16 protein-coding genes and 1 pseudogene are annotated in these 13742 nt (G+C 63.0%); 6 read left to right on the top strand and 11 right to left on the bottom strand.

The annotated features are described in order from the left end of the window. Window positions 1–141: 141 nt before the first annotated feature. The 4 genes from L1081_RS28410 to L1081_RS28395 form a co-directional block, all read right to left on the bottom strand. Entirely contained in the window at window positions 142–570 is a 429-nt protein-coding gene (locus L1081_RS28410) for a hypothetical protein (protein ID WP_489417957.1), read from the bottom strand. Window positions 571–834: 264 nt separating this feature from the next. Continuing rightward, a complete protein-coding gene (locus L1081_RS28405) occupies window positions 835–1401 on the bottom strand; it encodes an SMI1/KNR4 family protein (RefSeq protein WP_489417956.1) in 567 nt (188 codons plus the stop codon). Window positions 1402–1440: 39 nt separating this feature from the next. Then, window positions 1441–1812, bottom strand: a complete 372-nt coding sequence (locus L1081_RS28400; RefSeq protein ID WP_489417999.1) for a VOC family protein — start codon at window positions 1810–1812, stop codon at window positions 1441–1443. 129 nt (window positions 1813–1941) lie between these two features. Next, on the bottom strand, window positions 1942–2847 hold the full coding sequence (locus L1081_RS28395) for a LysR substrate-binding domain-containing protein (protein WP_489417955.1): 906 nt from the start codon (window positions 2845–2847) through the stop codon (window positions 1942–1944). A gap of 110 nt (window positions 2848–2957) precedes the next feature. Between L1081_RS28395 and L1081_RS28390 the strand changes: the two genes are divergently transcribed. Further along, entirely contained in the window at window positions 2958–3848 is an 891-nt protein-coding gene (locus tag L1081_RS28390) for an NmrA family NAD(P)-binding protein (protein WP_489417954.1), read from the top strand. A 127-nt stretch (window positions 3849–3975) separates the two neighbouring features. On the opposite strand, the gene L1081_RS28385 is transcribed toward L1081_RS28390, so the two are convergent. Further along, window positions 3976–4167: a hypothetical protein gene (locus tag L1081_RS28385; protein ID WP_489417953.1), complete on the bottom strand. Its 192-nt coding sequence runs from the start codon at window positions 4165–4167 to the stop codon at window positions 3976–3978. A 104-nt stretch (window positions 4168–4271) separates the two neighbouring features. Then, window positions 4272–4926: pseudogene (locus tag L1081_RS28380) on the bottom strand (glutathione S-transferase N-terminal domain-containing protein). An 80-nt stretch (window positions 4927–5006) separates the two neighbouring features. On the opposite strand from L1081_RS28380, the gene L1081_RS28375 reads away from it, so the two are divergent. The 3 genes from L1081_RS28375 to L1081_RS28365 all read left to right on the top strand — a co-directional run bounded on the left by L1081_RS28375 (window position 5007) and on the right by L1081_RS28365 (window position 7539). Then, on the top strand, window positions 5007–6092 hold the full coding sequence (locus L1081_RS28375; protein WP_489417952.1) for an alpha/beta fold hydrolase: 1086 nt from the start codon (window positions 5007–5009) through the stop codon (window positions 6090–6092). Window positions 6093–6193: 101 nt separating this feature from the next. Further along, entirely contained in the window at window positions 6194–7006 is an 813-nt protein-coding gene (locus L1081_RS28370; protein WP_489417951.1) for a methyltransferase domain-containing protein, read from the top strand. A gap of 98 nt (window positions 7007–7104) precedes the next feature. After that, window positions 7105–7539 carry a DUF6841 family protein gene (locus L1081_RS28365; RefSeq protein ID WP_489417950.1) on the top strand — a complete coding sequence of 145 codons (435 nt, stop codon included), beginning with the start codon at window positions 7105–7107 and terminating at the stop codon, window positions 7537–7539. Window positions 7540–7718: 179 nt separating this feature from the next. Here L1081_RS28365 and L1081_RS28360 read toward each other — a convergent pair whose 3' ends face one another. Next, window positions 7719–8297, bottom strand: coding sequence for a DUF308 domain-containing protein (locus L1081_RS28360; protein WP_489417949.1), 579 nt, complete (start codon window positions 8295–8297; stop codon window positions 7719–7721). Window positions 8298–8457: 160 nt separating this feature from the next. Here L1081_RS28360 and L1081_RS28355 point away from each other — a divergent pair, with 160 nt between their 5' ends. Beyond that, on the top strand, window positions 8458–9927 hold the full coding sequence (locus tag L1081_RS28355; RefSeq protein ID WP_489417948.1) for an HD domain-containing phosphohydrolase: 1470 nt from the start codon (window positions 8458–8460) through the stop codon (window positions 9925–9927). Window positions 9928–10157: 230 nt separating this feature from the next. Next, a complete protein-coding gene (locus L1081_RS28350) occupies window positions 10158–10538 on the top strand; it encodes a hypothetical protein (protein WP_489417947.1) in 381 nt (126 codons plus the stop codon). Between the two features lie 63 nt (window positions 10539–10601). On the opposite strand, the gene L1081_RS28345 is transcribed toward L1081_RS28350, so the two are convergent. The 4 genes from L1081_RS28345 to L1081_RS28330 all read right to left on the bottom strand — a co-directional run bounded on the left by L1081_RS28345 (window position 10602) and on the right by L1081_RS28330 (window position 13317). Then, on the bottom strand, window positions 10602–11225 hold the full coding sequence (locus L1081_RS28345) for a DUF6985 domain-containing protein (protein WP_489417946.1): 624 nt from the start codon (window positions 11223–11225) through the stop codon (window positions 10602–10604). Window positions 11226–11317: 92 nt separating this feature from the next. After that, the gene (locus tag L1081_RS28340) at window positions 11318–11854 is read right to left on the bottom strand and encodes a GrpB family protein (RefSeq protein WP_489417945.1); all 537 of its coding nucleotides are present in this window, start codon (window positions 11852–11854) and stop codon (window positions 11318–11320) included. Between the two features lie 110 nt (window positions 11855–11964). Continuing rightward, complete coding sequence (locus L1081_RS28335; protein ID WP_145746485.1) at window positions 11965–12216, bottom strand: hypothetical protein; 252 nt, start codon at window positions 12214–12216, stop codon at window positions 11965–11967. 561 nt (window positions 12217–12777) lie between these two features. After that, entirely contained in the window at window positions 12778–13317 is a 540-nt protein-coding gene (locus L1081_RS28330) for an SMI1/KNR4 family protein (protein ID WP_489417944.1), read from the bottom strand. Window positions 13318–13742 lie beyond the last annotated feature (425 nt).

Below are 13742 nucleotides of genomic sequence, written 5' to 3'. Positions count from 1 at the left end.
TCCATACCGGCAGTAGTTGTGCAGTGGATCGTCAATTCTGACGGGAATGTTCTCGTTGGAATGGAGCCGGCTGTAGTGCACCTCCGTCGCCGACAGGAGAGCAATCTTCAACTCGTCAAATTGATGATTCATTCTGGAGGCCTATGCCGCCTTGGTGCTCAGCGTGACACGAAACAGCGTGTCGTCCCGAAACTGATAGTGCCGTGTGTTGGACCCAAAATCGCCTTTGATCCACCATTTTTCTCCCGGGCTCTCCTTGAAAGGAATTTTCTCCCGCGTGAAGTCCTGCTTCGCTTCATCGAAGCTCTCATACAAGGGGATGCTCACTTCGTCACGCGCAATAGGCCTGAAACCCTCGCTGGCCTCGATATAGAGAAAAACAACGTCTAGCTTCTGGTCTTGGTCGAATCGGAACTGAAAACCGGAGGCTTGTGCTGCAGCCCAATAAGCATCCTCAAGGTTCTCGTGCGACCGGTCGAAATCGTAGATGACTTGCATGTCCTGCGCATCCAATACTTCAACAACTTCGTCGTCCTTCAACTGCCGCCCCAGCAGCGACTCGAAATCCATAGAAGCTCCCTTGCTAGAACTAAGAAATCTTGCTCGTTGGTCTAGTGCCCGACAGGCACGAACGACCATTGTGTGTAGGTGGGACTCGCCCGCATCGCTTCATCGACGCTGACGTATTCGATCGTTCCCGTCCTGCTCTGAGGGGCGATTCTTTGCGATCCAGGAGACTGCGGCCAAACACTGCCCTTGGAGCTTCGCGAAAGCAGACACCATTCAGGTCACGCAACGCATGGGCCATGAGCCGGCTTTCGGCTTCGAAGCTGGTTAGGCGACGTCTTCGACTTGCACCAATTTTTCGATGAGGTCGCTAAATGACCGGGCAACAAGGTACACATTCTCGTAGCCACGCCTCTTCTTCGGTAAGGAGCTTGCCGTACGCAACTCCAAATAACGCTCAATGGACGGCGCCAGCTGGAAAGTCCGACGAAATTGTTCATCAGGCCAAGTCCAGCGCTGCTGTGGGTCATGAAAATAGATGCAGCCGGTATCGTCCCCTGTGCATTTCATCCACAGCATGCCGCCCATCAGATCAGAAGCAACCGCAACAACATCTGGTGCTCCATCAATCATCCTCGTAGCTTGGCGGACATCATCGGACCGACCTGTTTGCATGAATCCGTAGAACTGATCAACAGGGGCCACATCTCCAAGCGGTGTAGGCTCCATAAATGGACAGGTTGCATTCACCAGTGCGCCCCCATGGGCTGCAAGAAAGCCGCGATAGTCCGCAGGGAGATTGAGGTCAAACTCTCTTTCGTACTCCTCAACGAGCGAGAGCGAGGGAGGCAGGGCCCAAGCGGGCAACTCAAGGTCCAGGTGTTCAATGTTCATGGCAATTCTCGAAGAACCGCTCCTGGCCGTCAATTGCCATCAAGCCGCGGTAGCACGATGCGCTCGGCTCGAGATGCTGATGGAGTTCTTGTCGAGGTCCTTGGCATTCGCGAACGCATACCCATTGGCTTCGTGCACTGTACCGAATACGAGACCTCGAAGCTTGGCTTGTGCGGCAAAGGCTGCCACGTCGCTCACATGAAAGCTCAGCTTCACGCCTACTTGACCAAGCTTCACGGACTTGGCTGCCTGATGGATGAGCATGCCAGCGCCGCCGCCCGGATGTTTCAACTCGATCAGGCCCTCGATGACCTCACCATTGGTAAGGAAGCCGAAATGCCGGGCATAGAAAGCAGCAGCCTTTTGCATGTCTCTGGCGTAGATGATGACGGTTCCTAGTGGCGAATCCATACAGGCCTCTTGTTGCGGATAGGACTCCAAGCGTCAGCTCCGGCCGGTTGCGGCCAGTGGTGAGCTCGATGGTGCGTGCTCATCGGGGCCATTGTGCTGCGAAGCCAGCCGTCTTCGGCCCGCCGGACCCTACGAACCCGCAGATCGCACTGCTTCCTTCGCCAGATCGATGAAGGCGCGTGTCTTCGCGGGAGGCGCGATGTTGCCCGGATACGCCGCGTAGAGAAACATGCGCCCCGACGCCCAGCCGGGAAAAAGGCGAACGAGGCGCCCGTCTTCCACCTCGGCGCGCAGATCTGCCGTGCTGGGAAAGAAGGAGATGCCAGCGCCCTGGCTCACCAGCTGCAGCACGGCGTCCGTGCTCGCTGCTGATATCGAGCCGCGCAGTTTCACACGCACCTTGCGGCCGCCGCGCTCGAAATCGATGGACCACGGGGCGGGCAGCAGCGACAGCGCGATCCACTCGTGGCCCGCAAGCTCCGAAGGCTTCCGCGGTGTGCCATGCCGGGCAAGGTAGCTGGCCGCCGCGACAGTCCAAAGCCCGAGTTCCTCGAGCACCACCGCGCGAAGGCCGGAATCGGCCATCGGTCCGACGCGGATCGCAAGATCGAAGTGCTCGGCGATCAGGTCGAGCTTGCGGTCCGTGGGCACATAGTCCACGCGCATTGCGGGATAGCGTTTGCTGTAGTTCGCGATCCAGCTGGCCACCATGCCGGCCGATCCTTGGGGGCTGGTGAGCCGCAATGTCCCCGAAGGCTGCGCGTGCCCGCTGCGTGCCCGCTCCATCGCGGCCTCGGCACCGGCCAGCAGCTGGCGGCAGTCGGAGAGAAATGCCTCGCCAGCTTCGGTGATCGCGAGCTTGCGCGTGGATCGCTGGAGCAGCTGCGTGCCCAGCTCCCGCTCGAGCACCGCTACCGCCTGGCTGACTGCAGACTTGGTCGTGTTCAGGCGCTCGGCGGCCGCGGTGAAGGTTCCAGCCTCGGCGACTGCAACGAAGGCCGCCAGGCGGGCAAAGGAGATGGCAGGAGCCTTCACGCGATTGTTCTCCAGAACTGGACAATGAATTCTCCCGCAGTCGCTTTCTGAAAACAACCGCCACGCGCACCATGGCACCCATCGCAACATCACCCATGAAGGGAACTGCCATGTACGTGCTCCTCGGCTCCAACGGCAACATCACGTCCAAAGTCGCGGCACTGCTGCTTGGACACAGGACACCGGTACGCGTTGTCGGTCGCAATGCGGGATCGCTCGCCTCCGTCAAGGCTGCGGGTGCGGATATCGCGGCTGGCGACATCGGCGATGCGGGCTTCCTGGCGCAGGCATTCGCCGGCGCCACGGCTGCCTACACGATGATCCCTACCGACTACGCGGCGCACGACATGGCGGCCGAGCAGGATCGGCTGGGCAATGCAATCGCGCGCGCCATCGCTGCGGCTGGCCTGAAACGCGTCGTGAATCTGAGCAGCGTCGGCGCGCACCTGGGCTCGGGGAACGGCCCGATCGCGGGCCTGCATCGGCAGGAGCGGCGCCTGGACGAACTCGCCGGCGTGGACGTGCTGCACCTGCGGCCGGGTTACTTCTTCGAGAACCACCTGATCGCGATCGAGATGCTCCGGACCATCGGCGTGTATGCGGACATGACTGCGCCCGATGCACCGCTGCCGATGGTGGCAACCGCCGACATCGCGCAAGTCGTGGCGCGCGAGTTGCGTACGCCTTCAGGCAAGGGCAAGCGCGTGCTCCATCTGCGCGCGCCGAGCCTTTACACGATGAAAGAAGCCACGGCGCTGCTCGGCGCGGCCATTGGCAAGCCGGATCTCGCGTATGTCCAATCCGACCCGGAAGAGGGCAGGGCAGCGCTGGTGCAGCAGGGCTTCTCCGCGCACGCCGCCGCGCAGCTCGTGGAGATGAGCACGGCCTTCTCCACAGGACGCCTCGATGGCGAGTACGACAAAGGCCCGACCGAGATCACTCCGACGACGCTCGAGGATTTCGCGGCCACGGTTTTCAGGCCTGCTTTCGAGAAGACCTGAGGCAATCCTGCCTGCACAGATCAAACGCGCACCGAACCGGTTTCGGCGCCGTGTGGGATGCCCAATTGAGGTTCTGGTCGGGCGGTCACGATCAGAGCCGAACCCCGGGGTGGGGGATCGCCCGGTTTCACCGCTTACCTCGGCGCTCGGAGCCGATGAGATCCCATGCAAGACCTGCAGCCCACCCAATACCAACCAGCCATGCGCCGACCTCGACGGTATCTATGTCAGCAGGCACAACCCAGTAGATCAGCATCGCAATCAGCAGCCCGGCGACAGCGCCAACGCATGACCAGGGTGAAACGAGTGCATCAAGCATTGGGATCAGATCCGGATGTCTTCTCTCGGCCACTATAGCGGAGAGGGGGGCCATTGGCGTGGCTGGGCCTGATTCGACATGCGAAGCCTTGCACAGGCGTCCGGTCAGCTCCCTGGCAAGGGAGCAGCGTTGATCGCCAGCTGCGCGGCGAACGCCCGCTGGTAGGCTGGCCGCGCTTCGCCGCGCGCGACATAGGCGGCCAGGCTGGGAAACTCGTTCAGCAGGCCGGAGGGCCGAAGCCGCAGCAGCACCGACACCATCAGCAGGTCGCCCGCGCTGAAGCCGCCGTCGAGCCAGTCGGCATCTCCGAGGCGGGCAGCCAGTTGATTCAGTCGGGCGCGCACCCGGTCCTCGACGAGAGGCAGGCGCGCGGCCTTCCAGGGCTTGTCGCCTTCCGCCAGCTTGACTGTGACGAGTTCGAGGATGGGAAAGCTCGACCGTATTGAGCGCCGCGAACATCCACGTGATGGCGCGCGCCCTTGCGTTGGCATCGGCGGGGAACAGGCCCGGGTGGCGCTCGGCGATGTGCAGCACGATGGCGCCGGTCTCGAACAGCGCGAGCTCGCCCTCCTCGTAGGTGGGGATCTGGCCGAAGGGATTCAGCGCCAGATGCGCGGCCTCCTTCATCGCGCGGAAGGACACCAGGCGCACCTGATAGGGCAGGCCGGCTTCCTCCAGTGCCCAGCGCACGCGCGTGTCGCGTGCCAGGCCCTTGCCGCCGTCGGGCGACCGTTCAAAGGCGGTGATGGTGATGGTCATGGTGAGTGTCCAGAAGAGAGTTCATGGCATGGCAAATGCGGCTTTCGCGGTAAATTGTGCTCAAACCATAGGAGACTGGCATGCCCGCTATTCCACACTTCAACCGGTTCGCCTTGCGAGCCGCCTTGTACTCCTGCCTCGCGATGCTCGCCTTGACGAGCCGGGCCGCCGACTACCCGGCGCCGAAGGAGGGCAGCTGGATCGCCAAGGACTTTCGCTTTCACACCGGCCAGGTCATGCCGGAACTGCGCCTGAACTACGTGACCATCGGCGCGCCCAGCGGCGAGCCGGTGCTGATCCTGCATGGAACCACCGGCTCGGCAGCAAGCATGCTGACGCCCGCATTTGCCGGCGAGCTGTTCGGCGTGGGCCAGCCGCTCGATGCCACCCGCTACTACATCATCATTCCCGACGGTCTGGGAACCGGCAAGTCGGCCCGTCCCTCCGATGGCCTGCGCGCCAACTTTCCCCGCTACAACTACGACGACATGGTGGACGCACAGTACCGGCTCGTCACCGAACACCTCGGCGTCAAGCACCTCCGGGCGATCATCGGCAATTCGATGGGGGGCATGCATGCCTGGATGTGGGGCGTGAAGCACCCTGACGCGATGGACGCACTGGTGCCGATGGCGTGCCAGCCGACCGAGATGTCCAGCCGCAACTGGATGATGCGCCGGCTGCTGACCGAGTCCATCCGCAGGGATCCGGAGTGGAACAACGGCAACTACACCACCCAGCCTCGCAGCGCCCAGTTTGCCTCCGTGTTCTTCGCCACCGCCACCAACGGCGGCAACCTGGCGATGTACAAGGCTGCGCCGACGCGTGCCCAGGCCGACAAGCTGCTGGAGACGCGCCTGGGTGCGCCCTTCACTGCGGACGCAAACGACATCCTCTACCAATGGGAGGCGTCCGCCGACTACAACCCGTCCCCCGGGCTGGAACGCATCCAGGCTGCCGTCCTCGCCATCAACGCCGCCGACGACGAGCGAAACCCGCCTGAGACCGGCATCATGGAACGTGAAATGAAGCGTGTGAAGAATGGCCGCTACTACCTGATTCCGGCCAGCGACCGGACCACCGGGCACGGAACCACAGGACAGGCAACCTGGTGGAAGGGGCAGCTTGCGGAACTGCTGCAAAAAGCGCCAAGACGAGGACTGTAGAAAACCGGCAGGCGCGCCGGCGTTGACGCAGCCATCGGCCGAGGCATAGCATCGGCCTGCACGGCACTCTTCCATGCGCCCGGCCGTGCGGAGGGATTGCCATGAGCACCACGTCCTCGACCTTCGTCGCCGCCGACGGCGATGGCTATGAACGGCTGATGGGCCGCTGGAGCCGCCTCCTCGCGCTGCCTTTTCTCGACTTTGTCGGCACCGCGGATGGCGACCGCATCCTCGACGTCGGATGCGGCACCGGCCACCTGACTTTCGCCGTGGCCCGCCGCACCGGCGCCGGCGAAATGCGGGGCGTGGACATCGCGCTGCCCTACATCGAACATGCCAGGCGCCACAACGAGGATGCGCGCATCGTCTTCGAGGTGGCCGATGCGTGTTCGCTTCCGTACCCGGCGCAAAGCTTCGACCGCGTGCTCTCGCTGCTGGTGCTGCACTTCGTGCCGGAACCGGGCAAGGCCATTGCCGAGATGCGCCGCGTCGCCAGGCCCGGCGCGGTGGTCGGCGCAGCGGTGTGGGACGCGCGCGGCGGCTGGGTTGCCAACCGCATGTTCTTCGACACCGCCGCCGTGCTCGACCCCGAGGCCGGCGCCCGCCGCGCCCGCAACTACACGCGGCCCCTCACTCGGCCCGGCGAACTGGCCCGGGCCTGGCGCGATGCGGGGTTCAAGGGCGTGGAAGAAACGACGCTCGCCATCCGCATGGAGTTCGCATCGTTCGCCGACTACTGGGCGCCCTTCGAGGGCAAGGACGGGCCCGGCGCGGAATACGTCGCCACGCTCGATGCGGAGGCGCGCTCCAGGCTGCGCGAAGCGGTCGAGGCGGCTTACCTCGACGGCGAAGCCGATGGCGCGCGCTCCTATGCCGCGCTCGCGTGGGCGGTCAAGGGCACGGCGCCGGCGTAGCCGCAGCGGCGCGCGCCTCGATCTTGGCGCTCACGTTTCGGCCGGCCTGCCCCTGGCACGAATCGGACTGCCGGCCACTATCCGAAGGAGCACGAATCATGCGGATGCAGCAAGCGATGAAAGAACTGTTCGAGCGGTACGCGCGGCATTTCAACGACGCGCTGACCGCCGAGCCCGATCTTGAAGCCATTGCCGACCTGTACACCGACACGTTCATCGCTGCATCGCCATCCGGGATCATGTCGGGCAGGAACGACGATGAACTCAAGAAGGTGATGGCTGGCGGCTTCGCGCGTTATCGCCAGATGGGCACGAAGAAGATGGAAGTGAGCGATCTGCGCGTGACGCCGATCGATGAGTTCCATGGCCTGGTGCACGTCGACTGGCGCGCCACCTACGAGGTCGACGGCGCACGCAAGCTGATCGATTTCACCAACGTGTATCTGGTCCGGATCGACGGCGCCAAGGGCAAGGTGTTCGGCTGGATCACCGGGGACGAAGATGCCGAGCTGAAAAGGCACGGCATCACCTGAGCGAATCCGGAGGCTTCAGCCTCAACGCCACAATTTCACCAGAAGCGCAAGCGTGCTGCGGCCTGTGGCTCGATGCTTGCTGCGCCTTTGCTGGCATGCGCAACACGATATTCCGCGGCTGACCCCCGAAGCTCTCACGAGGGTTCTCTTGAAGTATGTGCAGGCAAGCCACAAGGTCTTCAGCCGGGCGAGCTTACGGGCCTCTCATCCGGTTTGCGAAATAGGATCACAAGTCCGGAGATCAGGAAGTACACGGCGCCAACCGCTGCATAGCCGCTGAGCGTCTGGACGACCGACGTGCCGGCGCCTTGCTGTGCGATGAAGAAGCCGCCGGCAAGCGCAGACTGTGCGCCGCTCAGCATCATGGCCCATTGCCCACGATCGCTCTTGCGGCGGCGAATGGCTGTCGCCAGCTGCAGGAGGCCTGAAGCAATGGCCCAGATCCCGAAGATGACCAGGACGATCTGGTGCCCGAGCACGAGCGAGCCCGTGACCGCAACTGCGACTATCGTGCTGATCCAGGTGTTCAGCATTTGAGTCGGATTGGCTTTGGTGCCGCCCGCCATCCTGGCGTCCAGCAGGTTCGCCAGCGCGTCCCATGCAGGGTAGACGATCAGCAGGGCGGCCGTCGCGACGGCCGATTGCCTGGCCGTGGCGAAGGCCAGCGCGACCCATGCGAAGGAGAAGGCCGCACGAATGAAGTAGAGCTTGCGCAGCCAGGCGGCCCGCTGAAGATGAGGCTGGATGATGTCGGACATGGATGTGGGGCGAAGGCTGTGGGGATGAGAGCTTTCCGCGCATCGAGCGAGGCGGATGCAACGATTCTTGTCCTGCGCCGCCGGCTGCGGTATCGGTCGGATGACCGACAGGCACCCGCACGAGGACTGTGCGATGCTGTGCGCCCGCCACAGTGATGCCATGCCTGAAGACACAACCATCACCGTTTTTGACGCGGCCCGCGCGCTGGCCTTCATCGGCGATCTGAGCATGGGCCAGCCGATCGACCATTCCCTGCGTACAGCCTGGCTGGCGGGGATGATCGCGACGGAAGCCGGCTGCAACGCGCCACAGGTCGAGGCCGCGCGGCACGTTGCGCTGCTGCGCTGGTCGGGTTGCACGGCGAATGCGCAGGAGTTCGCGGACTTCCTGGAGGACGACGTGCTCGGCCGGCGAGCCCTTCTGGCATCCCCGCAGCCGCGGCTGCATCAGCCGCACCGCGCGCCCATCCCCGGGGCAGTGGTTGCGATGGCCCATATCCATTGCGAGATTGCAGGCGACATCGCGGGCATGCTCGGCTTGAGTCCCGATGTCGAAGCGGCACTGCGCGCCATCTTCGAGGCCTACGATGGCAGCGGCATTCCCGGCATCCTCCGGGGCAAGGACGTGCCCCTTGCGACCTATGTCGTGGCCCTGGCGAGCGACCTGGAGATCTTCAGCCGCCTCTACGGGCTCGACCAAGCCCTCGCGCTGGCGCGGGGACGCGCGGACAGCCTCTACCCGGACTTCCTCGTCGACGCCAGCTCACCGCACGCCCGGGAGTGGATGAAGCTGCTGGATTCTCCCGCCGCGCCGTGGACCGGCGTCGCCGACCAGCCGGCTTCGATGCTTCGGCGCGTCGGGCTGGAACTCGTCGGCGACGTGAGCGATCTCAAGCTTCCCTGGATGACGGGGTACTCGCGTCGCGTGGCCAAGTTGGCGCGCGATTGCGGCACGCAACTGGGAATGAACGAACCGTTGCGCCAACGCATGTACAAGGCCGGCTTGATCCATGGCATCGGGCGCGCAGCGGTTCCCAACGCCATCTGGAACGCGCCCGAACCGTTGCCGGCCTCGTCGATGGAGCGCCTGCGGCTCGTGCCGTACTGGACTTCCCGCGCCGCCGGGCAGATCGACGGCCTTGCGGCCGAAGCAGAGATCGCATCGTTCGCCTTCGAGCGGCGCGATGGCTCCGGCTACTTCCGTGGCCGCTCCGGCATGTCGATGCCGCTCGAAGGACAGATCGTCGCGGCGGCCGAGCAGTGGGTTTCGCATCGCACCCGCCGTCCGTGGCGGCCGGAACTGACCGAAGCACAGTCGCTCGATCGCATGCACGAGGACGTCGAGGCAGGCCGCTTCGACCAGGAGGTCATCACTGCACTGCTGGCCTGCGCCCTGTCGGGAACGCCTGCGAAGCCCGCTGCACCTGCGCCGGGCGATCCGTCGCTTTCCCAGCGCGAACTTGAAGTCCTGCGCTGCATCAGCCGGGGCGACAACACGAAGCAGGTCGCTCGTGTGCTGAGCATCAGCCCGAGTACGGTGCGAACCCATGTCGAACGTGTGTTTCGCAAGCTCGGCTGCTCGACCCGCGCGGCCGCAACGCTGAAGGCGTCTGCCAAAGGTCTGCTGTAGCGGGAGACCGGACGGCAGCGCAGGTGTGCTGCAGGTAAAGCGCGACGACGGCGGAAAGTCAGGGCCAAGCGTCTGAGAACGGGTATCGCCACGCCAACTGAGACAGAGGCGGTGGAAACGGACGATGCATATCTGGCGCCTGAGGTCGTAGACCATTTTCGAGCACGCTCGATGACCGCTTTGGGCCCGAAGCCGAAGTTCGATCTTCTCTGAAGCAGTCGCTGGACCGCATGCTGCCGATGGATGTTCGTGGCTGCCTCTATGACGAACCGGCCGATCGGTTGACGACGGCGCGCACCCCTGGCTACATTTCCCAAGAAGCTCTTGGAGAAGCTGCTTTGCCTAGACATATGTACTTCATATTCGCGTTCGTTGCGGTCGCGGTGTTCGCAGGCAATCTGATTGCAACGGTCGCGATATTGCGCAGCGATTTTTACTCGCCACTGCAACGCAGGCTCCAGCTGGCTCTGGTGTGGTTGATTCCCGTGATCGGGGCCGCATGCTGCATCAGCTTCGCGTCGCTCCACAAGCGTCCGATTCTCAGACCCGACAAGAGCTTCCCGGGGCCTGACTCCTTCCAGTTGCCCGGCGGTGAAGCCAACGGTTCTTGAATTCGGTGATGCAGTTGCCGTCCCTGGCCATGCCGCGCCTCACCCCGCTGTACGGCGCCTCCATCACTGCGATTGCCGCCCTTCCGCATGTCGCGCGGCGATCCAAGCCAGCGCGCCCACGTCGGCACCACCCGTTTCCACGACCTCGGTGCCTGCCATCATCAGCCCATAACCATGCTCGTCCTCCCAGGCGCAGCTGAAGTCCAGACCGATATAGGGCGCACCGAGGACGGGGTATAGATTGATGTTGTTGAGCCGAACCAAGGGCAACAGCGTGGCCTCGTCCCAGCGCTCGGGCAGTCGGAACGCATCGTCGGCCAGGACGGTCGCGTTCTCGATGGCGTGCAGAGACGGTAGATCAGCCAGCATGGCCTCCAGCACTGCACGGAAAAAGGCCGCATCGTTCTCGAGCAGCCAGCGTGCGGCTTCGATCATCGCCGCATCGGGCGCGTGGTCGGACCCATCGTCGTTCTCGAGGTAAACGGTCACCTCACCAGTTTCGGCGATCCGGTCGGCCTTGGCATAGCCTGGCGACGCCGCCAGTGCGGTTGCGCCGCGAAAACGCGCGGTATGGGGCAATGGCAAGGCTGTCACCCAGGCACACCAGCTTCCCTTGGACCCGTAGAGCGTCGGCAGACCCTGCACATTCAGTGGAACGTCGGTGGCGGAGATGTGGGCGGTGTTCATGGCGCGAGGCTGAAGGATTGAATGTCCGGGTGTGGCCGGATTCTGTCGGACGGGCGAACGACTGGTCCCGGCCGTCTACCGTCGCTGTTGATCTACCGGCGATCGATCAGGGCCTCAATTTCCCTGATCACCGCCTCTTTCTCTTTGTTGTAGACCTGCGGGTTGCCCGGGTCTATTGAGTGAGCTCGGTCTTTTGCCTCCTCGTACTTCTGGCGGAGGTCGGGCCGACGACCGAGGATATCCATGAAGGCCAGCGAATCCTTGTGCACAGGATCGCCACGGTAGCAAATGTGCACATTGACGTTGAAACGCCGGCCAGCGTGAACGACAGATGCGCAAACGTATGGTTTCTCGTCCGTGTCCACCCATACCGGCCGGCGATGGAAGCCCATCCGCTCGAACGCGCGTTGTTCGTCTCGAAGATCCTGCCGTGCCGTGATCGCCACAGCATCGATCATGGCCTTGCCGCGCAGGCCTTCAACCGCCGTACTGCCGATGTGCACCAGTTCCACCCCTTCGAGGACCTCGCGAACCAACTCCCGCACTTCGGCAAATACTTCGCTATAGACAGGATCGTAGGCAACGATGTGCCGGTGATGCAGCCCCTCATCACATCGTTCGAGTTTCATCTGGGCACCAAGTTGATTCACTTCAAGCCTATGGAATCACAGCTTCTCAGAAGATTCGCTTCGGCTCACGAACGGTAGGTTGTGGCCGCATTCCGTCCTGACTGGTGAAGTCAGGAATAGACCACCGTCAGAACTGTGAAAATCGCCAAGACGAGTATGAAGGCGAGCCCCTCGAAATGCATGACACCACGGGCGACCAGGTGAGGCAATCGCCCAGCGAACGCTCGCAGTCGGTCTGCCGACGGATGGCCGCGGGGATACAACGCCGCTGCGACAAGGCAGCCAACGATGACCAGGCCGGCGAACAACAGCGCCGCGGCGACAAAAGCTATCAGAAGCGCAAACACAGGGAAGTTGTTCATCGGTTTGCTGGGTTCTTGCGAAGGCCTGTTCTTGACCGCACGCGGAGGTCCTATTTCGGCAGCCGTCCGGTGTCCATGAGATATCCCACGAAATCATCGTGAAGGCCTTCGCCTATTCGGCGCCCGTGTTCATCAACCACGTAGAGGCGCCCCTTCTCGGCAAGAGCCGTGCCGCCGTCCATTGCAACCAGGAACGAATGCCCTAGACCCCGAAAGCACTCCGATAGGACCGTCGCCAGAGTTTCTCTTGCCAGTCCAGCGGCGGCAAGGGGCGTGTTGAATCTCGCGATACGGCTTCTCGTTTTCTACCCAGACAAGGTCGGATTGGGCGTCGGTGAGGGCTTCCGACGCGGCTGTCGTCCACGCTTCCAGTGCCCTCGCCATGTCCTCAAACAGGTCGTCCTTTGTAGCCATAAGATCCATGCGAATTGATGCCAATGTCCAACGTCCGGTTTTGGCGGCGGATTTAACCGGTCGATGCAACGGTCTGGCTGAACATCTCAGCCGGTTGGGAGGGAGCTTCGGCGCCGCTCCAAGGTCGCCGAGTCCGGCGCATCGCGGTCACTCGGCGGCCACGGACGAGAGTGCTGCGCAGAAGTCGTCGAACGAATCCGCTACATGCTCGTATGACGGCTCGTCCTCTACGGACCGCTCGTTGCTCCAGAGGACGACCGGCGACTCGCCCGAGCCGCAGTCGAAGCAAAGCGCATCGTTGTTTGCCAGCACGGCAAACGGCAGAAGCGTCCCGAGACGATTTTCCAGAGCGGACCAGAAGACATTGGCGTTTAAGAATCCGAGCTGATGGTCCTTAAGGTCATGACCGGCCGTGTAGTGGAGGAAGCGTTCTATCGGTGGAGCAAGCTGACCATTGCGCGTGTGAAAGTATCTCGTTGAGGGCCTGCCACCGTTGAACTCCGCGACGACCTGCAGGTAGGCTGGGTCGAACTCGAAGGAAGGAGAATCGGCGCGGACCATTTCCCTCATCTCATCGAGCTCGCGCTTCGAGGTGGGGCCGACCAGGGACGCGTCGAAGAACTGAAGTGGCATCGGCACCTTTGGGGAGAGGGGCGAACGACTGCAAATCGGCAAATTGTGGTGCATCGCCGGGTCCTGGCCGACTGTAGCCGTACGGGCTGTCAGTGCAAAAGGAGTGCTGAGCAGAACTGCATCCGCCTCCGAAGCGACCTTTCCTCAGTCACCGAAGAGATACCTCATGCAGGCGTATCGACTCGGTCCACCTGTAGCCAAGCCGGAAAGACGCATGCGGACAGCAACCACGCCGTTGCGACGAGCAGCGCCCCACACAGAAGGACCACTGCACCCGCGTTCGTGACAGCAATCAAGTAAACCGCAACTGCGCACGGCAATGCCATCAAGCACGCAACGAACATCCTTGATCACTACACCGTTGGACATGATGTCATCAGGAACGCCGTTTTTGTCCGCATCGTCCGCGACGAACGTGAAGCGTTTGCCGACGGCTTCTCCAGCGTGAGGCCTAACTTGCTCAAGTCCCGAATTGAACC

This window comes from Variovorax sp. MSC1_012, from assembly GCF_023667525.1.
In the GTDB taxonomy this organism is placed as follows: domain Bacteria; phylum Pseudomonadota; class Gammaproteobacteria; order Burkholderiales; family Burkholderiaceae_C; genus Variovorax; species Variovorax beijingensis_B.
The sequence above is the reverse complement of the archived record's forward strand: the minus strand, read 5'-3'. Positions and strand labels throughout refer to the sequence as shown.